The sequence below is a fragment of the Pseudomonas sp. PSE1(2024) genome (genome assembly GCF_050990555.1).
Lineage (GTDB): Bacteria > Pseudomonadota > Gammaproteobacteria > Pseudomonadales > Pseudomonadaceae > Aquipseudomonas > Aquipseudomonas aphyarum.
The window spans coordinates 340,111-363,578 of sequence record NZ_CP158967.1; the positions used below are offsets into that span (position 1 = coordinate 340,111).

Consider the following 23,468-nt stretch of genomic DNA (forward strand, 5'->3'; position numbering starts at 1 on the left):
AAAAGCGCTGCCGGGATGGCAGCGCTTTTTTTATGGGCGCGATATCAGAAGCTGTAGGTGCCGGTAACCACCAGGCTGCGCGGTGCGCCCGGCTGGATCTGGAACGCGCTGGTGGCCGACGAGTAATACTCGCGGTCGGTGATGTTGTTCAGGGCGCCACGCAGGTCCCAGTCCTTGTGGCGGTAGCCGACCAGTGCGTCCCAGCGACCGTAGCCCGGCAGCACGGTGGTGTTGGCGTTGTCGGCATAACGCTGACCGACCAGGGTCAGGCCGGTTTCGGCGTACCAGCCCATTTCCGGTTTCCAGGTCAGGAACAGGCTGCCGTTGCGCTTGGCCACGTTGTTCACGCGTTTACCTTCCAGGCCGTTGTTGTCCTTCTCGATAGTTGCGTCCTGCACACCGACGCCGCCGCGCACGTACCAGTTGCCGACGATCTTGCCGGTACCGGTCAGCTCGATCCCGCGCGAGCGTTGCAGACCGCTGAGCACGGTCAGGGTCGGGTCGTTCGGATCGGTGGTGCGACGGTTGTAGAGTTCCAGCTCATAGACGGCGAGGGTGGTGCTCAGGCGATCGTCGAGCCAGTCGCTCTTCACGCCGATTTCTTTCTGCTTGGTCAGCTCCGGGCTCAGGTCATTGGTGTTGCCGGCCGCGCCCGGGGTGATGCCGATCAGACCGCCGCCGACCGGCGAGAAAGTCTTGGTCCACGAGGCGTAGAACGAGTGGTTCTGCAGCGGCGTCCAGACCACGCCGAAACGCGGGCTGGTGCTATGGCTGTCACGGTCTTCGGAGATGTTGCGCAGCTTGTTGGTCGACTCGATATCGAAGGTGTCGTAGCGCAGACCGGCGAGCAATTGCCATTGATCGTTGAGGCGCAGTTGATCCTGAACGTAGACCGCGCGGCTTTCGACTTCGGTGTGGCTGCTGCTCGACACCTGCATGCGCCCGGTGTGGCGCAGGTCGCGGTTGGGGTTGTACAGATCCAGCGATGGCACCGGTTGAGTACCACGGCCGGTGGCGGCGTTGTACAGCGTCGGGTCGCGGCGCTGGCTGCCGGTTTCGAGGCCGGTCAGCAGGCGGTGCTCCAGGCCGAAGGTTTCGAAACCGCCTTCCAGCTCAACGTTGTTGAATACGTTGCGGGTGGTCAGGTCCTGCTGCCAGTGCTGGCGGGTGACTTTCCTGGTCGCCGGGGTGTAGCCGGTGAGGTAGGTGTTGTCGAAATCGCTGTCGAGCTTGAACACACCGAGTGTGTGGCGCAGCTGCCAGTTGTCGTTGATTTCATAAGCCAGTTTCGAGCGCAGGGATTGCGTCTTGTCGTCGATGAAATCGTGATCGTTGCCGTAGGTCGTGTCCCGGCCGACATCTGCCGGACGTCCATTGACGCCGGGAATGCCGCGATCCGGCGTGCGGTTGTAGCGGCTGTATTCGTATTGCACCAGCCAGTTCAGGTCAGGCGTGAGCTGCCAGCTCATCGACGGTGCGAACAGTTGGCGATTGCCGCTGACGCCGTCGCGGAAGCTGTTCTCGTCCATGTTGCCCATGTTCAGGCGCAGGCTGATGTTGTCGCTCGGGTCGGTGCTGAGGTCGGCGTACAGGCTGCGCAGATCTTCGCTGCCGCCCTGGGCCTCGATGGTCGAGCGACGACCGAATTCGGGTGCCTTGCTGACGCGGTTGACGATCCCGCCCTGGCTACCACGGCCGTACAACACAGCGGCCGGGCCTTTGAGCACTTCGACGCGTTCGATGTTGTGCAGGTCGCGCTTGTACTGGCTGTCGTCGCGGATGCCGTCCAGATAGAAGTCATTGCTGGCGTCGAAGCCGCGGATGCGCAGGCTGTCGAAGCGCGTATCGCCGCCGCTGCTGACGTTGGGCATGCCGCTCAAGGCGTCGCCCAGGTCATTGGTGCCGTAGTTGGCGAAGTTGGCGGTCTTGACCGAGTCGATCGCCTGGGGCACGTAACGCACAGGGGTTGAGGTACGGGTGGCGGTGTTGCTGACCCTCACGCGCGGGTCGTCGGCCTGGGTTTCGGCACTGATCGAGGTGGCGGGCAGTTCGGTCGCGGAGTAAGCGAAACCGGAAGACAAAAAGGCAGAAAGCCCAAGCGTGACGGGCGTGAGACGGAACGGGGCAGGCATTGAAAAGCGCATCCGAAAGGGTGAAAGAATTCGAGCGCGCGAATGGTAATGCTTTGCATTTACTTCCGTTAATTATTCCTGAAAGGTTCCGTGGTTTGATTGTGTCAATTTATTTCAGATTTGTATCGGAGCGGACAACGAGTGCATTTGACCGATTGCCGAAACAGACTGAAAGCCATTCCGGCGTTTTTCCGCAACGACCGAGGGACTAATGTGCCGACATCATTTTTCCCACCTTCCGAGCGGAGCTTTCCGATGACTCTTCATTACATCTACGACCCGCTGTGCGGCTGGTGCTATGGCGCCAAACCACTGGTGCAAGCCGCACAGCAAGTGCTGCCGGTAGTCGCCCACGCCGGCGGCATGATGACCGGTGCCAACCGCCAGAACGTTTCACCGCAACTGCGCAATTACGTAATGCCACATGATCGGCGCATTGCCGAATACACCGGTCAGCAATTCGGCGACGCCTACTTCGAAGGCTTGTTGCGCGATCACTCGGCGGTGTTTGATTCGGCACCACCGATTGCTGCTGTGATGGCAGCGGAAAAAATCGACGGTCGTGGCCTGGAACTACTTGGCCGTTTGCAGACTGCGCATTATGTCGAAGGGCGGCGAATCGCCGACGAAAGTGTGCTGTTGGAATTTGCGGTGGAGTTGGGCTACAGCGCCGATATTTTCTTGAACACCGTGCAGTCCGTCGACACCGAACAACATATAAAGAACAGCCGCGCCCTGTTGGCAAAAGTTGGTGGGCATGGTTTTCCAACTTTTGCACTGGAACAGGACGGTCAATTCACACTGGTTGATATCGGGCCGTGGCTGGGCAAGCCAGAAGCCTTCGCCCGATGGTTGAGTGAGTCGTTTACGCCTGCGCCAGGGACTGAAACCCTGCCAGTCTGTGGCCTCGACGGTTGCGCGTAATCCCGCATCAAAATCCCTGACTGCGGGCAATTCCGTGCACGAAGCCATCGCAAAATTTACTTTTTTTAGACGTTTTTCGCCTATTTAAAGACGATTCTTGAAATTGACACATTGTTGAGGGCGCGGCTACGATTCGGCCCAACGCCTGTGGCTAACCGCCATGACTCAAAATTAGGAGCAGGCCCGCCATGACATAGTCTTGAGCGGGTCTTTTTGTTTCGGGGTGAATAAAAGAGTGCAATAAGCGCCGTTTCAGCCGTTCGACACAGCGCGTTTCAACCCGTAATAAGGAAAACAAAATGTTGAACAAGCGAATCAGTCTGATCGCACTGGGGATGTTGAGTGCCACTTCGGCCATGGCTAACGACCAGGCCGAGTCCAAGGGTTTTGTTGAAGACAGCAGCCTCAAAGTGCTGCTGCGCAATGCCTACATCAATCGTGACTACAAAGACGGTAACGACGATAAAGCCGAGTGGGGCCAAGCGGCTATCGGTACGTTCTCGTCCGGTTTCACCCAAGGCACCGTCGGTGTAGGTGTGGACGCGTTCGGTCTGTACGCGCTGCGTCTGGACGGCGGCAAGGGCCGCAGCGGCGCTGGCGGTATCGACTTCTTCAAACAGGGTGACAGCGGCAACGCGGCTGACGACCTGTCCAAGGGTGGTGCAGCGGTGAAATTCCGTCTGTCCAACACCGTGCTGACCTACGGCGACCAGATGCCGGCCCTGCCGGTGCTGAACTACGACAACTCGCGTCTGCTGCCGGAAAGCTACACTGGTACCTTGATCACTTCCAAAGAGATCAAAGGTCTGCAACTGGACGCCGGTCGTTTCACCGCCGAATCGCGCAAGAGCGCTGAAGGCCGTGACAGCGGTGGTCTGAAGTCGATCAACGTGTTGGGCGGTAGCTACCAGTTCACCGAACAGTTCAAGGCTGCGCTGTACGCATCCGACGTTGAAGACGTGCTGAAGAAGCAATACGTGAACGCCAACTACGTGTTCCCGATCGACAAGGATCAGTCCCTGACCCTGGACTTCAACGGTTACCGCACCAAGCTGGACAACTCCTACGTCCGCGAAAACGGTGTGACCGGCGACGACAACAAGATCTGGAGCCTGGCAGCGACCTTCGCCACCGGCCCGCACTCGTTCACCGTGGCGCACCAGCGCTCCACCGGCGACAGCAACCTGGGTTACGCCTACGGCGGTTACCAGAAAGGTCAGGGTCGCGTGGGTGACGGTGGCAACACCATCTACCTGGCCAACTCCTACTGGTCCGACTTCAACGCTGAAGACGAGCGCAGCTGGCAGTTGGGCTACGGCCTGGACTTCAGCGCATTCGGCGTACCGGGTCTGAGCTACAACTTCGCTTACGTGCGTGGTGACAACATCACCACGTCCACCAGCGAAGGCGGCACCGAGCGTGAGATCTTCAACCAGTTCAAGTACGTCGTGCAAAGTGGCCCGGCCAAAGACCTGAGCATCAAGCTGCGCAGCTCGATCCTGCGTGTTTCGCAGAAATCCAGCGAATACAACGTCAGCGGCAACGAACTGCGTGTGTTCGTGGACTACCCGATCAACATCTTCTGATGATCGGTTGAACCCGCGAAACGCGACAGAAAAACCCCGACTTGTTCGGGGTTTTTTTTTGACGCTTTTTGAAAAAACAGCATAAAAACCCGTGTTTTTGTCATTTGAAATGCACTTTCAAGCCGTTTCAAATTGCGTTTCAAATAGGGCTTTAAATGCCTGAAATTCTTTCTCATGGACGCAAATTCTCCACCTAATAGATTAGGCCGCTCAATGCAGCGGAGAATTTGGTAATGATCGTTTTAACCAGAGAAGTGGGCGAATCGCTACGGCGCGACAAGTACGCCAATGTGCAGGGTGCTGACTTCAATCTCTACGGTCATTTCGCCGACTTCGTCAGACTGACCAAAAGTTGGGAAAACATGGAGCCTGACAGTTACTACGGTCAGGCCGAAGCCGGCATGCGTTACCGTCGTTACAGCGACTTTGAATACAACCCCAAGACTCGCGAACTGAAGCAACTGGAACATCGCGCGTACGTGCAGTCCAAGGCCAACAACAGCTATGTGGGCGGCGTGGTGCGGCACTTCCAGGACTTCTCGGACGAAGTCATCAGCTCGCCGGTGATGCGCAGCCTGATCGACACCGACTTCGAAGTGTACAAAAGCGTGTTGCCGGAAGAGCTGCACGATGAAATCTGGCAGTGCCAGATCCATCAGATCCGCATCGAGATCAAGCCCGGCAAACAACTGGAAATCACTCCGGAAGGGATTCACTGCGATGGTTACCCGTTCAGTGGCGTGCACTTCTGGGGTCGCAACAATGTCGAGGGTGCGGAGAGTCGTCTGTACGACATCCACGAGCATCAACTGGCGTCGACCACCTACCAGGAAATTCTCGACACCACTTACTTCCTCGATCGCGACATGCGTCACTACGTGACACCGGCACGCAACACTCACTCCCACGCCATGGCGTACCGGCAAATCCTGGCAATTTCTTTCTCGCGGCCCGGGACCGCTTTCGACATTGTTCGCTAATCAGATCACCCAAATAGACGGTGTCGAGTGCTCGACACCGGTGGTGCTGCGGCGCGCGACGGCCAAGGACGCGCAGCGCATGGAGCGCTTCTTCCGCCAGTTCGACGAAGTGTCGTTCTGCGAATGGCAGGACGCCAAATGCCTGCGCGGCGTGCTGATCCAGAAAACCACCACGGCCTATCTTGCCTTCGACGTTGAAGGCGAAATCGTCGGCGCGGTGCTGGGTGGCATGCTCGGCAGTCGCGGCACGATCAACCATCTGGCGGTCAGCCTGCGCTATCGCAGCCAGGGCGTCGGCCAGCGGCTGGTGGAAGCGGCGTCGGCCGACATGAAACGGGTCGGTGTGCTGCGGATGTTTCTGTTCGTCGACGATGCTAACCTCGCGGGCAAGCGTTTCTGGACGGCCCAGGGTTTTTGCGAACCTCACGGCGAGCGGACATTTGAGAGGGATCTATGAATGAAACATCCGGCAGTGCGCCGCTGATGGTCGACCGTCAGCCATCGCGCACCTTTGCCGAAGCCAGCCCGGTGGTGGCCGGTTACTTCACCGTGTCGTTCGTGTTCGGGCTGATGGCGGTCAACGCGGGGCTGCCGCTGTGGCTGCCGGTGGCCATGTGTCTGTTCGTGTATGCCGGGGCTTCGCAATTTGCGGCGCTGGCGCTGATCAGCAGCGGGGCATCGCTGACCACCATCGTGCTGACCACGTTTCTGATCAACGCGCGGCACATGCTGATGTCGGTCTACATGGCGAAGGCCCTGCGGGCACTGGGTCTGAGCCGCATGGAGCGCTGGTGTTACGCCGGCGGCCTGACCGATGAATCGTTCGCCTTCCACAGCGTCAAACTGGGCACTGGTGCGCCGGTGAACATTCGATATCTGATCGGCTTCAACCTGTTCTGCCACACCTCTTGGGTGATCGGCGGATTGCTCGGCGCTCTGTGCGCGCAGTACGCGTCGCACCTGATCAAATACCAGCTCGATTACGCGCTGACCGCGATGATGCTCTACGTGCTGGTCTCGCTGTGCAACACCCGCAACAAACTCATCGCCGCTCTGGCCGCAGTCGTCTGCATGGGCGCACTGAGTCTGGTGGGCAGCTCGCCATTCAACGTTTTCATCGCCACGTTTGTGGGCTGCGGAGTGGGTGTATGCCTGACCAAACGTTCCTGATTCTGGTGGTCGCGCTGATGATGGCCGTGACCTTCCTGCCACGGGCCTTGCCGCTGCAGGTCAACACCGAGCACTGGCCGCCCTTCGTCGCCCGGGCGCTGGAGTACCTGCCGGTGGCGATCGTCGCTGCGATCAGCCTGACACCCTTGTTGATCAAGGATCAGCACATACAGCTCGATCGCCCGGAATTCTATGCAGCGATTCCGACGTTGTTATGTGCGTATTTCAGCAAAAACCTCTTTCTCAGTGTGGCGGTTGGGACGGCTGCGTACATTGCGCTCGGCTCGTTCATGTAGCGGCAGATCGACCACGTCGTTCAACGCCTGGCCGGACAGATCCGGGTTGTTCACCGCCAGGCGCACTTCGAGGAAATCCTCGAACCCGGGGAAAATCGTCAGGCCGTTCTTCTGCGCGGCCTCGCGGGAGACCATGCCGACCGCGTCCATCTGGGTGATGAGCGACAAGGTCAGCGTTTCGCTGCAGGAGTAGATCGTCCGCTGACTGTTCTCGTGATTGCCCAGCCCGGCGTCGAGAAAACGCAAAAAGCTGTGGGAATACGGACAATCTTCTGCGGGACGCACCTGAAACTTGTTGCCAAGCAACGTCAGCGGATCGTTCTCCTGACCGCAGTGCGCGCCGACCACCTGCACCTGCACTTCCGGCAGGACAATGCTCGGCAAGCCCGGGCGCTGCGGGCCGATCAACACGGCAAGGTCGAAGTCTTCGTTCTTCAGCTTGCTGAGGTTCTCCATCGACTCGGCGTAGCTGAATTCCATCTGGTAATCGGGAAACACCTCGATCAGGCGTCCGATCATTCGCCGGTTGAAGTCCGGCGCCAGCGTGGTGTTCAACGCCACTTTCAACGTGCGCTGTCCCGGCACCTTCAATGCTTCGACTTTCTCTTCCATCTGCCGCGTGGCAATCAGCACTCTGTCCATATAGGGCGTCAGCTCGGTGCCTTGCGGCGTCAGCGTCAGCCCCTTGTTGGATCGTCTAAACAAGCGGAAACCGAACTGCTCTTCGACCTTGTTCAACTGTGCGGCCAAGGCCTGCACGGTCAGGCACGAATGCTCGGCTGCGGCCGACAACGAGCCGGTCTGCACGATGCGCATGAGGTTGCGTAAGGTTCTGCTATCCATGGGTAATGCCCTCTGAAGTGGGCTGGGTATTGTTGTGTACGTGACGACCTGAACGGCGCCATTTGCCGGCTATATTCCTGTACCTGAGCATAGTTGTCGCGCAATTAGTAGCGAATTGATGTCCCCGCCGATGGCTGGAGGCTGACACAGGATCGGGGTTTTTGGTGACGTGGGGGTGATTGGGGTCAAAAAAAGTGCACGGTTTGGGTGCGTCTTCGGGGATTTTTCAAGGGAAACGACTGACACGAAGGGTGCCTTTTACCCGCAGTTTTTACGGACAGGTCCCAGAGATCATTGCGAATGAGCTGATATCGACTGTCAGAGTGATCGTCTCTAATAAGTCGCACTGTCTGGAAATAGGTAATTGCGATGCTGGTTAAACGAAAATCCGAACATGTGCGAAGACCCTCGCAGAAGACCGCCCGCGCCATGAGGGAAGCACTACTCCTTCGCCAGTATTTTGATTCGATTGGCTGAAGGCACAAGGAGATGCAGAAAAAGGCATTGAATCACGCTGAACTGACGCGTTCGTTTTGCTCAAATTCTGGTGTCGTTGTTACAGGCTATTCATTACACCACCTCACAAATGAAGTACCCCACCCCTACTTTTTCCCCTCCCGGCACACGCCTACATTGAGCTCCAACACCTGACCATCATCCCGAGGGCAGGTCACTGGAGTAGTCGTCATGCCATTTGTCAGCGTACGCATCACCCGCGACGGTGTTACCCGCGAGCAGAAAGCTCAGGTGATCGCCGAAATCACCGAAACCCTGGAACGCGTCCTCAACAAACGCCCGGACCTGACCCACATCGTGATCGAAGAAGTCGACACCGATAACTGGGGCTACGCCGGCATCACCACTACCGAATACCGCCGACAACTGGCGGAACGGGGCCAGTCATGACCCCGACCGTGACCATCGATTTCGTCTCCGACGTGGTGTGCCCCTGGTGCGCACTCGGGGCGACAGCGCTGGAGCAGGCGATCGGCAATCTGGCCGGCGAGGTGTCGGTGGAGTTGACCTACAAGCCCTTCGAACTCAACCCGGACATGCCCGCCGAAGGTGAACCGGCGGTGCAGCACCTGATGCGCAAATACGGCCGCACCGCCGAAGACGTCGCCGCCGGCAAGAAGATGCAGATCGAACGCGGCAAAGCCATCGGTTTCGAGTTCGACCTGGAGAAACGCACGCACTTTCACAACACCTTCGACGCTCATCGATTGCTGATGTGGGCGGCGCAGGAAGGGCGGCAGGTCGCGCTGAAAAAGATCCTGCTGCGCGCTTACTTCCGCGACGGCGACAACCCCAACGATCACCCGACGCTGATCCGTCTGGCGACCGAAGCGGGACTGGATGCGGCGAGGGCCCGCAAGGTGCTGGCCAACGACGAATTCGCCAGCGAAGTGCGGCAACTGCAGGCGTTTTACCGGCAGCACGGAATCAACTCGGTGCCCGCGCTGATCCTGAACGGTAAGCACCTGGTGTCCGGTTCGCAATCGGTCGAGTACTACGAACAAATGCTGAAACAACTGGCTACCGCCTGATTCAACACCTACTTATTGATTGAGGATTTCATCATGAGCAATTCGAAAAAAACCGTCGTTATCACCGGTGCTTCCCAAGGTCTGGGCGAAGGCATGGTCAAGGCCTTCCGTGAACTGGGCTACAACATCGTCGCCACCTCGCGCTCGATCAAACCGTCGAACGATCCGCAGATCCTGACCATCGCCGGCGACATCGGCGACCCGGCCACCGCACAGCGTGTAATCAGCGAAGGCGTGGCACGTTTCGGCCGCATCGACACCCTGGTCAACAACGCCGGCATCTTCGTCGCCAAACCGTTCACCGCCTACACACCGGAAGACTACGCCGCCGTGCTGTCAGTCAACCTCAACGGTTTCTTCTACATCACCCAACTGGCCATCGCCGAGATGGAAAAACAAGGCAAGGGCCACGTGGTCAACATCACCACCAGCCTGGTCGACCACGCCATCGACGGCGTGCCCTCGGTCCTCGCTTCGCTGACCAAAGGCGGCCTCAACGCCGCGACCAAATCCCTGGCCATCGAATACGCCAAGCGCGGAATCCGGGTGAACGCGGTATCGCCGGGCATCATCAAGACACCGATGCACGGCGAGGAAACCCACGCGGCACTGGGGGCGCTGCATCCGGTTGGGCACATGGGCGAGATCGACGATATTGCGCAGGCAGTGGTGTATCTCGATAACGCGAACTTCGTGACTGGCGAGATTCTGCATGTGGACGGTGGGCAGAGCGCTGGGCACTGATTGATGCGGCAACACAAAGCCCTCGCAGCGATGCGAGGGCTTTTTTGTGGGTGACGGTTTATGGATCCGGAGTCAGCACTTTGATCGCGTCATCGACCAGTGCCTTGCTCAATTCCTGCAAATATTGCGAGGCACTGGCGTGGAGTTCCGGATCGTTGGCGGCAGAAGTATCTGACGTGAGCAGTTTGGAAAGGTGCAGCAGATGCGAAGCGTGGGAGAGGGCGGTGACGACCGGGACGCCGGGGTTGGTGCGGAAGAGTGCGTGGTTGGACTGGAAGGAGAAATGGGTGAGGCCGAGGGTTTTCAGATCGTGGGGATTGGTCATGGCTTCACCTACCGTTTGCTGGTTGGTGGAGTCGTTTGCAGATTTCGGATGGATCAATGCTAATCATTTGTGAAACTCCCTGTATCAAATGAGGGCTGCCAATTCGTTATCAGGCGAATGGGTGGCAGCTATGCGCAGGCTGATAAACCGGAGATACAGGAACCCGGCAGACCCGAAGGTCTCCCACGCACAGCCGCCATTACACGGAAATGCAGGCACAAAAAAACGCCGGCAAACGTGGGTTGGGGCGCTGGTGCGCCTGTATCTTACGCGGGTTATCAGGCCCGGTCGCTGAATTGGCAGCGACGGGTTTGACGGTAGCGTGGGGGAGGGTTGCGCGCAATCGTGGCCAGGTGGTGGCGGGGCTAGCGATCTTCCAGATGTGCGGTGCAACAGTTATGTTGCATGCGTAACAAATATGTTGCACATTCGCTCTACCGAAACAGCGAGTGATGCACATGAAGTACAGCGAGTTTCGGCGATGGTTGAAAGCCCAAGGCGTTGAGTTCCAAACCGGCAAGGGCAGCCATTTCAAGGTTTCCTTGAATGGCAGATCAACTGTCTTTCCCGACCACGGAGCCAAGGAGATGGGCGAAGGGTTGAGAAAATCGATAATCAAACAGCTGGGCCTCAAGGATTGAGGCCCAGCTGTACCCCATGAGAGGAAACGTGATGTTCGAATATGCGTTGGAAGTCCACGAGGAGCCGAGCAGTGTCTGGTTGTCCTGCGCAGAAATTCCAGAGATGCATGCCGCTGGCGACACCCTTGAGGAAGCGCTAGACGGCGCCATTGATGCAATGGAAACAGCTTTGTCGATTTATGTTGATGATCGCCGGTTGATTCCAACAGGTGATGCGGGAGAGCAGGAAAGTGACGCGGTATTGCGTCTGCCTGCACTGACTGCTGCAAAGGTTGGGTTGTGGAATACGCTTCTGGAGTCTGGGGTGAGTAAAGCTGAACTAGCGCGTCGCTTGGGTGTGCAACGGCCCCAGGTAGATCGGTTAGTCGATTTCCTGCATCACTCCAAGATTGAGAATGTTGAGCGTGCATTGCAGCAGCTTGGACGGCGGATTTTACTTTCGGTTGAGGCTGCGTAAGGTTGAAGAAAATCCCCCCATAGTGATGGCTGTCGGGGGCTTTTCATTTGGGGTGGAAAACACACTCTCCAGAAACAACAAAGCCCCTGCATTTCTGCAGGGGCTTCGTTTTGTATGGTGCCGGCACCAGGAATCGAACCCGGGACCTACTGATTACAAGTCAGTTGCTCTACCATCTGAGCTATACCGGCGTGTGGGCGACGATTATAGCGACTCGGGTGCTTCTGTAAACCCCTGAATTCAGACTATTTTTGCGCCCTCTGCGAATCACGCCCGGCGCAGGACGTTGCGCAGTTTTTGTACAGCGCGCCAGGCGCGGCTGTTTTGCATGGCGCGCAGTTCGGCTTCGGCTTGTTCGGCGCGTTGCAGGGCGGTTTCCAGTGCAGGGTTTACCGGGTGGGCAAGGTTGTGGCCTTTGCACAGCTGGAAGTTGTCGAGGTTGCACGGTGGCAGGTCGAACGCGGGTTTGAGGCCGATGTGTTCGTTGGCCAGGAAGAAACTGTTGAGGCCGTCGAACAGAACGTTGGTGTAGCCGGCGTCGGTCACCAGGTGTTCCCAGGTGTGGTCGCGCTCCCATGGGGTTTCGATGAGGATGATCCATGGGCGGAAGCGGCTGAAGTCCATGCCGCGCAGGACGGTTTCTTCATGGCCCTCGACGTCGATTTTCAGGAAGTGGATCGGTCGCTCGGCGGCGTGCTCTTCGCAGATCGAGGTCAGTGTGCGTGCGTGGACGGTGAGGCTTTGCACGTCCATGCCGAGGTTTTTGCGTTCTTGCGCAACGACCGGGTCAGCGGTGGACAGGCCGGTGTCGGGAATGCCGTAGAAGGTCAGTTCGCCCGGCTGGTCGCTGGCTACGCATTGCAGCGTGGTGTCGCGGGGGCGAGTTTTGCGAAGTGCGTCGTGGTAGTTCTGCATCGGTTCGACATTGATGCCTTGCCAGCCGCGATCGTAAAAGGCCTTGGTGACCGAGTCGTGGATCGGGTCATTGGCGCCGACGTCGATATAAAAACCGTTTTCAAAATACTGCAGGGCGCGCCAAAGGCGAACGTCCTCGAAATTCTGTGCGTAAGAAATGAACGTCACGGTCGCTTCCTGTCGGTCAGATTTTTCTTGTTCGGGTGTGCGCTACCTGCGCGGCGTAGGTCTGTATAGCAAGGGCGGATGGCAGGCGCAATTGTCCGTTGCCGGCGTCCGCGATTCGGCGGTTATGTCCTTTTGGTCGAGGGCTTATGCACAACAGGCTCTGAAGAGGGCGGGCTTAGGCAGGTTTTTGTGGACGGGTTCTCATTTGAGTCGCAAATCCCTGTTTTGCCGGTTTTTTATTTATGTGAACAAAAAATGACCAGCGCTGTTAATGGCCTGAAACAGCCGTGGATATTGGATCCACGAGAAAACCATCAACAGAGTTATCCACAGGCTGTGAAAGATTAAACGCGTTCGGCCAGCAACAGGAAATTGCGCGGTGTGAGCGGCGCCTCGCAGAAGGTGCCGAGGCGTACGACGTATCCCTGTTCGGTGAGGAAAAGTGCCCGATCCAGATTCAGCCAAAGCTCCAGCGGCCGTCGGAACAGTCCGCGTAGCAGTTCCAGGTTGCGAACTTCGGCCAATCGCTGCCAACCGGCGACTTCCAGTGCTACCCAATCTGGCGAGCCGATTGTGGATAACTCTTTCAGCGCTGCCAGGTCGCGGCAGTAATCAGCAAACGGTTTCTCCAGCCAGGCGCTGGGCAGAGAAGGCGTGGGCAGGTATTCGTCGACGCCGCGCACTTGCCGTTGCAACAGATCAAAGGCCAGTCGCCTGGCCATGGAGGTGTCACGCTGACGTCGGACGCGGGCACCGGCGGTGACGGTTTCGCTCATTGGCAGTGAAAGATCTTCCAGCGAGAGCTGTAAGTCTGATCGCGAACCTGCGGAGGACAACGCCTGATATTCAGTGCGACTGATCCGGTTATAGCAGCACGGTGAAACAGCCAATTGTCGGCAACCGGCGGCACTAGCCAGATACATCAGCCGCACATGCAGATCACCGCAAGCGTGCAGGGCAACAGGCGTGTGTTCGGCGTTCATCAATAAAGCGGTGTTTGCAGCGAGCACATCCTGCTCGACATGCAGCGCATTCAATCGATGACGCTGACTCAATGCCTGACCACTGGCAACCAGCGCCGGGTCATATTCCAGGCAGGTGAGTTGCTGATCAGCACCGAGCAGACGCCGCCCCAAATGACCTTTGCCCGAACACCAATCCAGCCAGTGTCTCGGTTGCGCGGCAAACGACAAGCGGCTGGCGAAGGCTTCGATCTGCTGCCATTTGCGCCCCGGCACATCGACATTAAGACGATGCCCGGCGGCTTCCAGCGAATGTGCAGGCAGTTCACCCACCGCACTCAACTCAAGCGACAACGCCGCCAATGAAGCAAACGGCTCCGGGGCATTCAAGAGTTCGGCAGGTTGGTTGTGGGCGTTTTCTGCATCTTCCAGCGACCGCCCGCGTAGCCACGAGGCCAGTTCCGGGTAAGACGCTTCCCAGGGCAGGTGCAGATGAGTGAACGGGCGGGGCTTCCACAACGCCTGATGGGCTGTGAGAAATGAATCCAGTGCCGTGAAACGGGCGAGTAGGGCCTCGCCCGTCAACACGTCGGAAGAATCAGCGCCCCTGGCACGCATCGACGCGCAGCCAGCGTTCCAGCAGCTTGAAGCCGCGAACCAGAACGTAGGCCATCACCAGATAGAACACGCCGGCAGCGAAGAAGATTTCCACCGGCAGGTAAGTGCGGGCAATGATCGTGCGCGCCATGCCCGTCAGTTCCAGCAAGGTCACGGTGCTGGCCAGGGCACTGGCCTTGAGCATCAGGATCACTTCGTTGCTGTAGGCCGGCAGGCCGATGCGCGCGGCACGCGGCAGGATGATGTAGAACAACGCTTTCGGTCGGGACATGCCCAGCGCCCGGGCCGCTTCGATTTCACCCGGCGGAATCGCCTGAATCGCGCCGCGCAGGATCTCGGCGATGTACGCCGCCGTATGCAGAGTCATGGTCGCGGTGGCGCACCAGAACGGATCGCGCAGGTACGGCCACATCGAGCTGTTACGCACCGCATCGAATTGCGCCAGGCCGTAGTAGACCAGGAACAGCTGAACCAGCAACGGCGTGCCACGGAAAAAGAAGATGTAGGCGTAGGGCAAAGCGCGCACGTACCACAGCTTCGAAGAGCGGGCGATGCCCAGCGGAATCGCCAGCAGCAAACCGGCGATCACGGCGATGGCCACCAGTTCCAGGGTCAGCGTCGCGCCTTGGGCCAGTTTCGGCAGCCACTTGATGATGACTTCCCAATTCATTGAGCGCTCCTCGCGAAGCCGCGTGCGGCGCGCTTTTCCAGCAGGTGCATGCCGATCATCGCCAGCACGGTCAGGCACAGGTACATGAGCGCCGCCACCATATAGAAGGTGAATGGCTGCTTGGACACGGTCACGCCGATCTGCGCGTGGCGCATGATTTCTTCCAGGCCGATGACCGACACCAGCGCGGTGTCTTTCATCAGGATCATGAACAGGTTGCCCAGGCCGGGCAGGGCGATGCGCCACATCTGCGGCATGATCAGCCGGGTGAAGATCCGCCATTTCGACAGGCCCAGGGCCACGCCGGCCTCACGGTGGCCTTTGGGAATGGCGAGGATCGCGCCACGAAACACTTCCGTGGCGTAGGCGCCGAAGCACAGGCCCAGCGCAATGACGCCGGCGGCGAAGGCGCTGAGCTCCAGTTCGGGATTGCCGAGGAACTCACCGAGCGCGCGCATCGCGTTGACCGTACCGAAGTAGATCAACAGCACCCAGAGCAATTCCGGGACGCCGCGCACCAGGGTCGAATAGGTTCCGCCAAGCCATTGCAACGGCTTGTACGGGGAAGTCTTGGCCAAGGCGCCGAGCAGACCGAGCACCAGCCCCAGGCACAGGGCCGAGAGTGCCAGTTTGACGGTCATCAGCGCGCCGGCGAAGAGCGCCGGGCCGAATCCGTAGAGGTCGATAATCATGGATTTCTTTTCAAATCGCGGCAGGCAAGGCCGGGGATCGGCGCCGTCATGTAACGGCGCCGATCCGGCAGGTCAGGATCAGTAGATGCTGAACGGGAAGTACTTGTCGTTGATCTTCTTGTAGGTGCCGTCGGCAACGATTTCCTTCAGCGCGGCGTTCAGCTTCTCGCGGATCGGGTCGCCTTTACGTACAGCGATACCGATCTTGTCGCTTTCTTCCACCGGGTCGCCCTTGAATTCGTAGGCTTTGCCGGCGTCGCTTTTCAGCCACTCGTAGTTGACGTATTTGTCGGCGAGGATGCCGTCCAGGCGACCGGAGGTCAGGTCGAGGTAAGCGTTTTCCTGGGTGTCATACAGCTTGACGGTGATGTCGTCACCGAAGTTGTCTTCCAGGAAGGTGCCGGCCAGGGTCGCACGCTGGGCGCCGATCACTTTGCCTTTCAGCGCAGCCTTGTCGGTTTTGAAGTCGACGTTTTTCGGCGCGATGAATTGCAGCTTGTTGGAGTAGTACGGGTCGGTGAAGTCCACCGCTTGCTTGCGCTCGTCGGTGATCGACATCGAGGAGATCAGGAAGTCGAACTTCTTGGCGTTCAGGGCCGGGATGATGCCGTCCCAGTCCGAGGTAACCACGGAGCATTCAACTTTCATCTTGGCGCACAGGGCGTCGCCGATGTCTTTGTCGAAGCCGACGACGTTGCCGCTGGCGTCTTTATTGTTGAACGGCGGGTAAGCCGCTTCGATGCCCATCTTCAGGGTCTCGGCCATGGCACCGGCGCTGAATGCGAGGGTGACGGCGGCGGCCAGGAAGACCTTTTTGTAGTTCTGCATGCGGGTAGCTCCGTTAGCGGTTGCTGGACATGAATTGTTTGCAGCGCGCCGAAAGCGGGTTTTCGAACACCTGCTGTGGCGATCCTTGCTCTTCTACCAGGCCCTGGTGGAGGAACACCACTTCGCTGGAGACCTGACGGGCGAAGCCCATTTCATGGGTCACGAGCAGCATGGTGCGGCCTTCTTCGGCCAATGCGCGGATGACATTAAGTACTTCCTGGACCATTTCCGGGTCAAGGGCGGAGGTGGGCTCGTCGAACAGGATCACCTTGGGCTGCATCGCCAGTGTGCGGGCAATCGCCGCGCGCTGTTGCTGGCCGCCGGACAGTTGCGCCGGGTAGGCGTGGCGCTTGTCGGCGATGCCGACCTTGGCCAGCAGCGCTTCGGCGACTTCAATGGCTTCGGCCTTGCTCTGGCCGAGCACGCGGCGCGGGGCTTCGATGATGTTGTCGAGCACGCTCATGTGCGGCCACAGATTAAAGTTTTGAAACACAAAACCAATCTCGGAGCGCAGGCGATTGATCTGCTTGCCGTCGGCGGCAACCAGTTCGCCATTCTTGGCGGCCTTGAGCTTGAGTTCTTCCCCGGCCACCAGGATCTGGCCCTGATGCGGGTTTTCCAACAGGTTGATGCAACGCAGGAACGTGGACTTGCCGGAACCGGAGGAACCCAGGATCGAGATCACATCGCCGTCGCGGGCGGTCAGCGAGATGCCTTTGAGCACCTCAAGCTGTCCGTAGCGTTTGTGCAAGTTGCGGATTTCAAGCGCGGGCGTGGCCTCAGCCATGTGCGTTCCTCATATATGTTGCGCTCCTGCTGTTGGTTGGCCTTCCTGGCGAGGCGGCCAAGCTAGCATAGCGTTTCAATGGCAGCCAACAGCGCTACGAGCGGTAAACGGATGGCGTGTGGCAGGTTGTCGCATCGGCGCAGCAGACTGTCGCCCCATCAACAACCGAACGGGTGTTTGAACGTGGATTCCCGTGGGTGTCGCGTAAAAAAAGGCGCGATGTTGCCACCTTTGGCGGGGTGTTGGAAGCGCTAACCGGCCGAACGTTCCTCATTCGCCCTTTTATTGTGCATCCCGTACTTTTTCAGTGTGTTTCTGGTGCGCTGATTCGTCTAGAAAGTGGGTCGCAGGGTAACGCTTTGGCGAAAGGCCAGTATTCTCAAGGACTTGCGATGACTGTCCGGTCGCGCTGAAAACCGCAGGCCAGAAGAGTTTGAAACATTTTGGCGCAATTATTGCGTGCAGAATCTGGAACGCCCCGTTGGTTTCTTTTTACGAGAAGGAAAACCAGACGGGCCGGACTGAATCGCTTTCCTCGCAAAGGTAGTTTCAATGAGCAGTACCCAAAGCTCCAATGGCCTCGAACAGGGGCTCAAACCGCGTCATGTGACCATGCTGTCGATCGCCGGGGTGATCGGTGCAGGTCTGTTCGTAGGCTCCGGCCACGCCATCGCCGCCGCAGGTCCCGCTGTTCTGCTGGCTTACGCCGCTGCTGGCGCGCTGGTTGTGCTGGTGATGCGCATGCTCGGCGAAATGGCTGTTGCCTCACCTGACACTGGCTCGTTCTCGACTTACGCCGACCGCGCTATCGGTCACTGGGCCGGTTTCACCATCGGCTGGCTGTACTGGTGGTTCTGGGTCTTGGTGATTCCGCTGGAAGCCAACGCCGCCGCAACCATCCTGCACGCGTGGTTCCCGGGTGTGGATATCTGGGCCTTCGCGCTGATCATCACCATGCTGCTGACGGTGACTAACCTGTTCAGCGTGAAAAACTACGGTGAGTTCGAATTCTGGTTCGCCCTGCTCAAAGTCGTGGCGATCATCGGTTTCATCATCCTCGGCGTCGCAGCCATTTTCGGCTTCCTGCCGAACAGCCAGGTCAGCGGCGTGTCGCACATCTTCGACACCCAAGGCTTCCTGCCGAACGGCATGGGCGCGGTGCTGGGCGCGATCCTGACCACCATGTTCTCCTTCATGGGTACCGAGATCGTGACCATCGCGGCCGCGGAATCGAAGAACCCTGGCAAGCAGATCTCCAAGGCCACCAACTCGGTGATCTGGCGGATCGGCCTGTTCTACCTCGTTTCGATCTTCATCGTTGTGGCCCTGGTGCCATGGAACGACCCGGTTCTGGCCAGCGTCGGTTCCTACCAGACCGTGCTTGAGCGCATGGGCATCCCGAACGCCAAGATGATCGTCGACATCGTGGTTCTGGTTGCTGTGACCAGCTGCCTGAACTCGGCGCTGTACACTTCTTCGCGCATGCTGTTCTCCCTCGGCAAGCGTGGCGATGCACCGGCCATGGCGACCCGCACCAACAAGAGCGGCACCCCTTACTGGGCGGTGATGCTGTCCACCGGTGCGGCGTTCCTGTGCACCTTCGCCAACTACGTGGCCCCGGCTGCAGTGTTCGAATTCCTGCTGGCCAGCTCCGGCGCCATCGCGCTGCTGGTGTACCTGGTGATCGCGATTTCGCAACTGCGCATGCGTAAACAACGCATGGCTCGCGGCGAAAAAATTGTCTTCAGCATGTGGCTGTTCCCGGGCCTGACCTACGCGGTGATCGTATTCATCGTCGCGGCCCTGACCATCATGCTGTTCCAGGACGCCCACCGCGTGGAAATCCTCGCGACCGGCCTGCTCAGCCTGCTGGTGGTCGCTGCCGGCCTGCTGGTGGCTCGCCGCCGCAATCTGGAAAAACGTGGCGCCGCGGTTCTGAACTGATCCGCAACGCGTAACGCAAAACGGCCGCTATCAGTGATGACAAGCGGCCGTTTTTGTTACTGCGAGCGGTTTATTCGCTCTTCTCTTCCTGCGCTTCCACCGACTGACCGTAGGTGTCCAGCGCAATCCCGAAATCGCTGATGAACTCCGGTTCGCTCAGCCAGGCCTGGGCGGTCTCGCGATCCATGCCGTCGGCCCACATGCGGTAGTCGATCAGCATGTCGGCGGCCAGGTGAGTGGCGGCCATGCCTTCGTTCTCGGCGTTTTCCATGTCCAGCAGTTCAGGGTGATCGACGATGATGAACGCCAGCTCGCGGAGCAGCGTCAGCAGCATTTCGTTGCGGCTGACGGCTTCGGCGTCGCGCATCTTGCTGAACATCGCCAGGGTGTATTCCGGGATCGGCTCGGCGAGGTGGCCGAGGTCATCGTCCTGCGCCAGAGGTTTGCGACCGACCATGCGGATCTGCTTGGCTTTGGCCTTGGCGCGTTTGGCGCGTTTCTGTTGCTTGTTCAGGGATGCCATGGGAACTCAGTTTTTCTGTTGGGTTTGTGCGGCGATTGCGTCGGACGCGGCCACATAGTCTTTCTGGAAATCCGGCGATTCGATCCACGCCAGAGCGCCAGCCTCGTCGGTCTCGGTGGACCATTGGCGGTACTCGATCAGCGCGGCGAGGATGAAATCCATCGCGCCTTCTTCGCCTTCCTGCTCGTACACCAGCTCCAGCAGTGGGTCTTCGAGGAACGCGGTGCACAGGGCCTGCTGGCTGATCTTCTCGGCGTCGATCATTTTCTTGAACAGTTCGGTCAGGTCCACCGACTCGAAGTCGATGCGGTCGTCGTTCGGGTCCAGCTCGACTGGCGCTTCCGCACGTTTGGTGCGGTTCTGCTTGGCCTTGGTCTTGGCCCGGGCGGCGCGTTTTTGCTGCTTGTTGGCGGAAGCCATGGTGTGTGTTCCGTGGTGCGTTAAAGGGCTTGGCTGCGTGGGATTTTGCGCCCCGGTGTGTCGGAGGCCAGTTCGCCGGTCTGCAGCCAGGTCAGAGCGATGGGCCATAGTGTGGCTTGGTATGCGCTGCGAAAAAAGGCGAAATGTCCGACTTGCTGCTCACCGATGTCCTGCGGCTCGATTCGCAGGTGGGTCTTTTGCGCGTTGTGGAAGTAAGCGAGCAGGCGTTCGATGGCGGGAATCGTGCCGTAGGGATCGTCGCTGATGCTGATTGCCAGGGCTTTGGCCCGGACGTTGGCGAAGGGCAAGTCCGCCATCGCTCTGCCGCTCGGGCGCCGCTCATAACGCGCGGCAGGCGTGCTCCAGTCGCGCACCACGCCGGCGGGCGTGTCTTCCAGCCAGCCAAGTCGCTTGCCCGGAAAGTAGCCACAGAGCAGCGTGACCAACGGCATCAGCAGATGCCATTTGCCGAACATTCGCCAGCGGTGCTCGGGCGCGTAATCGCGCCAGTAAGCGAACTGCGCGCCGACCGTCACCAGTCGTCGGATTATCTTTCCAGAGGCCCCCAGGCCTGCTGCGCAGCCGCCGAAGCTGTGCCCGACCACATCGATCGGCTGCCCGGGAAATTCCCGCTGCGCGCACTTGAGCATCGCCTCGAAATCCAGCGCGCCCCAATCCGTCCACGAAGCCTGCAAACGCTTCATCGACTTTGGTCGCGACTCGCCAATGCCCCGGTAGTCGTAAATGATCACGTCAAAGCCGTTGGCGAACAGGTACGCCGCGAAGCGTGAGTAGTGGCGGCAACGCACGGATGTGGCGGCGTTGATGATCACCACTGGGCGTTGTGGGTCGGGCGAAGCGTGGCGCCAGGTGAAGCCGCCGAGCAGATAGCCATCGGCGGCGGGTTCCTGAAAGGGTGCGTCCTGAACATCGCTTTCGAGCGTGGTTTCGCTCCGGGCATCTTCCAGTGCGTGCGTCTCTTGAAAACCCATGGCTCTCGACCTTCGCGGAGTAGCTGCCAACGATAGTCCCAGCCAGCTCGGTGAACAATCCGTCGACGGTCAATCAGCCGTCTGATCGCTCAAGCGTTCTTCCAGTCGAGTGTGTTCACGGTTCAACTCCGCTCGTAACTCCTCTTCACTCGGCAGCACCAGTTTGTAGCTGCTGGCGAACAGTTGTTCATTGCCCTTGAGGATCGTGTAGCGCGCAACCGATTCATTTTGCTGTGCGCAGAGAATGATCCCCACCGTTGGCCCGTCGCCCTCGCTGCGTTTCAGGTCGTCGTACATGCGGATGTACATGTCCATCTGGCCCACGTCGCGGGCGCTGAGTTTGCCGCGCTTCAGATCGAGGATGACGAAGCATTTGAGCAGGTAGTTGTAGAACACCAGGTCAATGTAAAAATCATCGTCGCCAGCGCTGATGCGTTGCTGGCGACCGACAAAAGCGAAGCCTTTGCCCAGCTCAAGGAGAAATCCCTGGAGCTGATCCATCAGGGCCTGTTCCAGTTCGGACTCCTGAAGCTTGCCCGGTGATGGCAGGCCGAGAAATTCCAGCAGGACGGGGTCGCGGATGAATTCCCGGGGATTGCTTTTCATCGCGGCAATGTTGGTCGCGGCCTCTGCATAGACGTCGGTTTTGTCTCGGCTCAGCAACAGGCGTTCGTAGTAGAGCGTGTTGATCTGGCGATCAAGGGCGCGGCTTGACCAGTTTTGTGCAGCGGCTTCGTTCATGTACCACTGCCGGGCGGGTTCGCTTTCGACCTGCAATATCCTGCGGTAATGGGTCCAGCTCAATTCGAGACGCAGTGCGTCTCGAATTGGAAAGAGCTGATAAAACTGCCGCATTTTTCGAAGATTAGTAACGTCGAAGCCTTTCCCAAAGTCCGCAGTCAGTTCCTTTGCCAACGTAGCCAGGAGCTGTTTTCCATACCCCGCGCGCCGGGCACCCTGTTGCTCGAACTCGACAATGTGTCGCCCGATCTGCCAGCAGGTCTGGACCTGAATCGTGTCGACCGTTCGCAGCACTTTCTGCCGCGCCTCGCGTATCAGTTCGCCCAGGTCGCCCAGTAGCGAATCAATTTTTGGATCTTGCGTGTCAGCAGGTTTTAGTTGGCTCATCAGGTCTTCCGGCTCAGGGGGAACAGAAGCAAGAGCATGCCAATTGCCTTGGTCTGGGGATGCCGGCCGCCTCTGATGCCACTGAAGGAAGAGTGGGCGGGTTTTGCGAGATCAGGCTGACGAAGTCCGCGAACGAGGAGTACGGCGTGTAGTCCTTTTCGTATCAACCGCAACTCCCAATCGTTCTAAAACCCACCCCGCAAGACAAAATCTAAACAGAGGTAACGATTGGGTTCCGCGAGAGCCCGGGAGTCGTCCTCATGAAACGCGTTCTTTCCTTCGTGCTGTCCGTTGCCGCTGCGGCGGTGCTGCTGTTTCCGATCATGGCGCAGGCTGCGAGTCTGGAGCCGGTCGACAGTTCTGCTGTGCAGGTTCAGCAGCAAGAGCAAAACGGTGTTCGCTATCTGGCCGGCGGGATTGGTGAAGATGAGTCGAAAGCCATTCAGCAATCCGCGGGCTACAACCTGCACATGACGTTCGCCGTCGGCATGCAAAACCAGTACACCGCCGATGTCGACGTGATGATTCAGAAAGCTCCGGGCCAGACCGTGCTGACGCTGAATCAGACCGGTCCATTGGTCTACGTACAGTTACCGCCCGGCAAATACACGGTCGTCGCGACCCGCAATGGTGAAACGCGCCGGGATGCGGCGGAAATTGGCGGCGGTGCTGCGCGCAATCTGGTGTTTCACTGGAATGACAACAGCTAGTGGCGTTACCGGTCGCGCCGGGAAGGCGCGACCGTTGCCGTGCGGCCCAGCCAGATCAATAACCACGCGGCGCCCGACAGGAAGAGGGCGAGGAGGCAATGCGTGGCGACGGCAAACCAGAAGCTGGCGGGTTGTGTGGTCAGCGAATACACGGCGAAGCGTTTGCCGCGTGCCATGTTGCTGATGCGCCCCTGAATCAGACCGTCCACGGTTTCGTAGGCAATCAGGCCGATACACAGGATCAGCACCAGGCCGAGCGCGATCATCAGCCAGTCGGTGCGTTTTACGGGTTGCGCGGGATGGGGCAGGGGGACGCGGGTTCTTCTCTGGTTCATCGCGGGGATGACCCTCTTCCGTAAGGGTTGGGCAACGTATCGCGAATTCCGGCCTGCAAGAAGGGCGGGATCGGGCCGTCATCAAATCGCAGGCATAAAAAAACCCTGAATCTTGCGATTCAGGGTTTTCG

27 protein-coding genes and 1 tRNA gene are annotated in these 23,468 nt (G+C 58.9%); 13 read left to right on the top strand and 15 right to left on the bottom strand.

Annotation, left to right across the window (positions count from 1 at the left end; all coding sequences use genetic code 11):
• Positions 1–44: 44 nt before the first annotated feature.
• Positions 45–2,132: a TonB-dependent receptor gene (locus tag ABTV87_RS01475; RefSeq protein ID WP_433898893.1), complete on the bottom strand. Its 2,088-nt coding sequence runs from the start codon at positions 2,130–2,132 to the stop codon at positions 45–47.
• Positions 2,133–2,387: 255 nt separating this feature from the next.
• Between ABTV87_RS01475 and ABTV87_RS01480 the strand changes: the two genes are divergently transcribed.
• The 6 genes from ABTV87_RS01480 (at position 2,388) to ABTV87_RS01505 (ending at position 7,088) form a co-directional block, all read left to right on the top strand.
• Positions 2,388–3,056 (top strand): DsbA family protein, encoded by a 669-nt coding sequence (locus tag ABTV87_RS01480; protein WP_433898894.1) that lies wholly within the window; start codon positions 2,388–2,390, stop codon positions 3,054–3,056.
• A 299-nt stretch (positions 3,057–3,355) separates the two neighbouring features.
• Positions 3,356–4,642, top strand: a complete 1,287-nt coding sequence (locus tag ABTV87_RS01485) for an OprD family porin (protein WP_007952623.1) — start codon at positions 3,356–3,358, stop codon at positions 4,640–4,642.
• A gap of 233 nt (positions 4,643–4,875) precedes the next feature.
• Positions 4,876–5,622 carry a 2OG-Fe dioxygenase family protein gene (locus ABTV87_RS01490; protein ID WP_007952620.1) on the top strand — a complete coding sequence of 249 codons (747 nt, stop codon included), beginning with the start codon at positions 4,876–4,878 and terminating at the stop codon, positions 5,620–5,622.
• 79 nt (positions 5,623–5,701) lie between these two features.
• A complete protein-coding gene (locus tag ABTV87_RS01495; protein WP_007952618.1) occupies positions 5,702–6,079 on the top strand; it encodes a GNAT family N-acetyltransferase in 378 nt (125 codons plus the stop codon).
• Entirely contained in the window at positions 6,076–6,792 is a 717-nt protein-coding gene (locus ABTV87_RS01500; RefSeq protein ID WP_085608636.1) for an AzlC family ABC transporter permease, read from the top strand. Before ABTV87_RS01495 ends, ABTV87_RS01500 begins: the two co-directional genes overlap by 4 nt.
• Complete coding sequence (locus ABTV87_RS01505) at positions 6,771–7,088, top strand: AzlD domain-containing protein (RefSeq protein WP_007952614.1); 318 nt, start codon at positions 6,771–6,773, stop codon at positions 7,086–7,088. The genes ABTV87_RS01500 and ABTV87_RS01505 overlap by 22 nt, the downstream gene beginning before the upstream one ends.
• On the opposite strand, the gene ABTV87_RS01510 is transcribed toward ABTV87_RS01505, so the two are convergent.
• Positions 7,005–7,931 carry a LysR family transcriptional regulator gene (locus tag ABTV87_RS01510; protein ID WP_085608637.1) on the bottom strand — a complete coding sequence of 309 codons (927 nt, stop codon included), beginning with the start codon at positions 7,929–7,931 and terminating at the stop codon, positions 7,005–7,007. The two genes, ABTV87_RS01505 and ABTV87_RS01510, sit on opposite strands and share 84 nt — an antisense overlap.
• A gap of 687 nt (positions 7,932–8,618) precedes the next feature.
• On the opposite strand from ABTV87_RS01510, the gene ABTV87_RS01515 reads away from it, so the two are divergent.
• The 3 genes from ABTV87_RS01515 to ABTV87_RS01525 are packed head-to-tail and all read left to right on the top strand — an operon-like array spanning position 8,619 to position 10,222.
• A complete protein-coding gene (locus ABTV87_RS01515; protein ID WP_007952610.1) occupies positions 8,619–8,837 on the top strand; it encodes a tautomerase family protein in 219 nt (72 codons plus the stop codon).
• Entirely contained in the window at positions 8,834–9,478 is a 645-nt protein-coding gene (locus tag ABTV87_RS01520; RefSeq protein WP_221533614.1) for a DsbA family oxidoreductase, read from the top strand. Before ABTV87_RS01515 ends, ABTV87_RS01520 begins: the two co-directional genes overlap by 4 nt.
• A 33-nt stretch (positions 9,479–9,511) precedes the next feature.
• Positions 9,512–10,222, top strand: a complete 711-nt coding sequence (locus tag ABTV87_RS01525) for an SDR family NAD(P)-dependent oxidoreductase (protein WP_085608639.1) — start codon at positions 9,512–9,514, stop codon at positions 10,220–10,222.
• 58 nt (positions 10,223–10,280) lie between these two features.
• Here ABTV87_RS01525 and ABTV87_RS01530 read toward each other — a convergent pair whose 3' ends face one another.
• Positions 10,281–10,547: a DUF3077 domain-containing protein gene (locus ABTV87_RS01530; RefSeq protein WP_433898895.1), complete on the bottom strand. Its 267-nt coding sequence runs from the start codon at positions 10,545–10,547 to the stop codon at positions 10,281–10,283.
• A 458-nt stretch (positions 10,548–11,005) separates the two neighbouring features.
• On the opposite strand from ABTV87_RS01530, the gene ABTV87_RS01535 reads away from it, so the two are divergent.
• Complete coding sequence (locus ABTV87_RS01535) at positions 11,006–11,188, top strand: type II toxin-antitoxin system HicA family toxin (RefSeq protein ID WP_064384144.1); 183 nt, start codon at positions 11,006–11,008, stop codon at positions 11,186–11,188.
• 31 nt (positions 11,189–11,219) lie between these two features.
• Positions 11,220–11,645: a type II toxin-antitoxin system HicB family antitoxin gene (locus tag ABTV87_RS01540; RefSeq protein WP_074689493.1), complete on the top strand. Its 426-nt coding sequence runs from the start codon at positions 11,220–11,222 to the stop codon at positions 11,643–11,645.
• A 115-nt stretch (positions 11,646–11,760) separates the two neighbouring features.
• On the opposite strand, the gene ABTV87_RS01545 is transcribed toward ABTV87_RS01540, so the two are convergent.
• The 7 genes from ABTV87_RS01545 to ABTV87_RS01575 all read right to left on the bottom strand — a co-directional run bounded on the left by ABTV87_RS01545 (position 11,761) and on the right by ABTV87_RS01575 (position 17,285).
• Positions 11,761–11,836, bottom strand: a tRNA-Thr gene (locus ABTV87_RS01545).
• A 76-nt stretch (positions 11,837–11,912) separates the two neighbouring features.
• Positions 11,913–12,728, bottom strand: a complete 816-nt coding sequence (locus ABTV87_RS01550) for an FkbM family methyltransferase (RefSeq protein ID WP_433898896.1) — start codon at positions 12,726–12,728, stop codon at positions 11,913–11,915.
• Positions 12,729–13,072: 344 nt separating this feature from the next.
• Positions 13,073–14,308, bottom strand: coding sequence for a methyltransferase (locus ABTV87_RS01555; RefSeq protein WP_433898897.1), 1,236 nt, complete (start codon positions 14,306–14,308; stop codon positions 13,073–13,075).
• Positions 14,289–14,978 (bottom strand): ABC transporter permease, encoded by a 690-nt coding sequence (locus ABTV87_RS01560; RefSeq protein ID WP_007952568.1) that lies wholly within the window; start codon positions 14,976–14,978, stop codon positions 14,289–14,291. The genes ABTV87_RS01555 and ABTV87_RS01560 overlap by 20 nt, the downstream gene beginning before the upstream one ends.
• Positions 14,975–15,670: an ABC transporter permease gene (locus ABTV87_RS01565; RefSeq protein ID WP_007952567.1), complete on the bottom strand. Its 696-nt coding sequence runs from the start codon at positions 15,668–15,670 to the stop codon at positions 14,975–14,977. Before ABTV87_RS01565 ends, ABTV87_RS01560 begins: the two co-directional genes overlap by 4 nt.
• A gap of 78 nt (positions 15,671–15,748) precedes the next feature.
• A complete protein-coding gene (locus tag ABTV87_RS01570) occupies positions 15,749–16,498 on the bottom strand; it encodes an ABC transporter substrate-binding protein (RefSeq protein WP_039764659.1) in 750 nt (249 codons plus the stop codon).
• 13 nt (positions 16,499–16,511) lie between these two features.
• A complete protein-coding gene (locus ABTV87_RS01575; protein ID WP_007897462.1) occupies positions 16,512–17,285 on the bottom strand; it encodes an ABC transporter ATP-binding protein in 774 nt (257 codons plus the stop codon).
• Positions 17,286–17,837: 552 nt separating this feature from the next.
• Here ABTV87_RS01575 and gabP point away from each other — a divergent pair.
• Positions 17,838–19,229 (top strand): GABA permease, encoded by a 1,392-nt coding sequence (gabP, locus tag ABTV87_RS01580; RefSeq protein ID WP_007952562.1) that lies wholly within the window; start codon positions 17,838–17,840, stop codon positions 19,227–19,229.
• A 70-nt stretch (positions 19,230–19,299) separates the two neighbouring features.
• Here gabP and ABTV87_RS01585 read toward each other — a convergent pair whose 3' ends face one another.
• The 4 genes from ABTV87_RS01585 to ABTV87_RS01600 form a co-directional block, all read right to left on the bottom strand.
• On the bottom strand, positions 19,300–19,752 hold the full coding sequence (locus ABTV87_RS01585; RefSeq protein WP_085608645.1) for a hypothetical protein: 453 nt from the start codon (positions 19,750–19,752) through the stop codon (positions 19,300–19,302).
• A 6-nt stretch (positions 19,753–19,758) separates the two neighbouring features.
• Complete coding sequence (locus ABTV87_RS01590; protein ID WP_007952560.1) at positions 19,759–20,172, bottom strand: hypothetical protein; 414 nt, start codon at positions 20,170–20,172, stop codon at positions 19,759–19,761.
• Between the two features lie 20 nt (positions 20,173–20,192).
• Positions 20,193–21,164 carry an alpha/beta hydrolase family protein gene (locus tag ABTV87_RS01595; RefSeq protein ID WP_258712752.1) on the bottom strand — a complete coding sequence of 324 codons (972 nt, stop codon included), beginning with the start codon at positions 21,162–21,164 and terminating at the stop codon, positions 20,193–20,195.
• Between the two features lie 69 nt (positions 21,165–21,233).
• Complete coding sequence (locus tag ABTV87_RS01600; RefSeq protein WP_433898898.1) at positions 21,234–22,292, bottom strand: PDDEXK nuclease domain-containing protein; 1,059 nt, start codon at positions 22,290–22,292, stop codon at positions 21,234–21,236.
• A gap of 260 nt (positions 22,293–22,552) precedes the next feature.
• Between ABTV87_RS01600 and ABTV87_RS01605 the strand changes: the two genes are divergently transcribed.
• Positions 22,553–23,002, top strand: coding sequence for a carboxypeptidase regulatory-like domain-containing protein (locus tag ABTV87_RS01605; RefSeq protein WP_221533624.1), 450 nt, complete (start codon positions 22,553–22,555; stop codon positions 23,000–23,002).
• A gap of 5 nt (positions 23,003–23,007) precedes the next feature.
• On the opposite strand, the gene ABTV87_RS01610 is transcribed toward ABTV87_RS01605, so the two are convergent.
• Positions 23,008–23,337, bottom strand: a complete 330-nt coding sequence (locus ABTV87_RS01610) for a hypothetical protein (RefSeq protein ID WP_221533625.1) — start codon at positions 23,335–23,337, stop codon at positions 23,008–23,010.
• Positions 23,338–23,468: the final 131 nt, after the last annotated feature.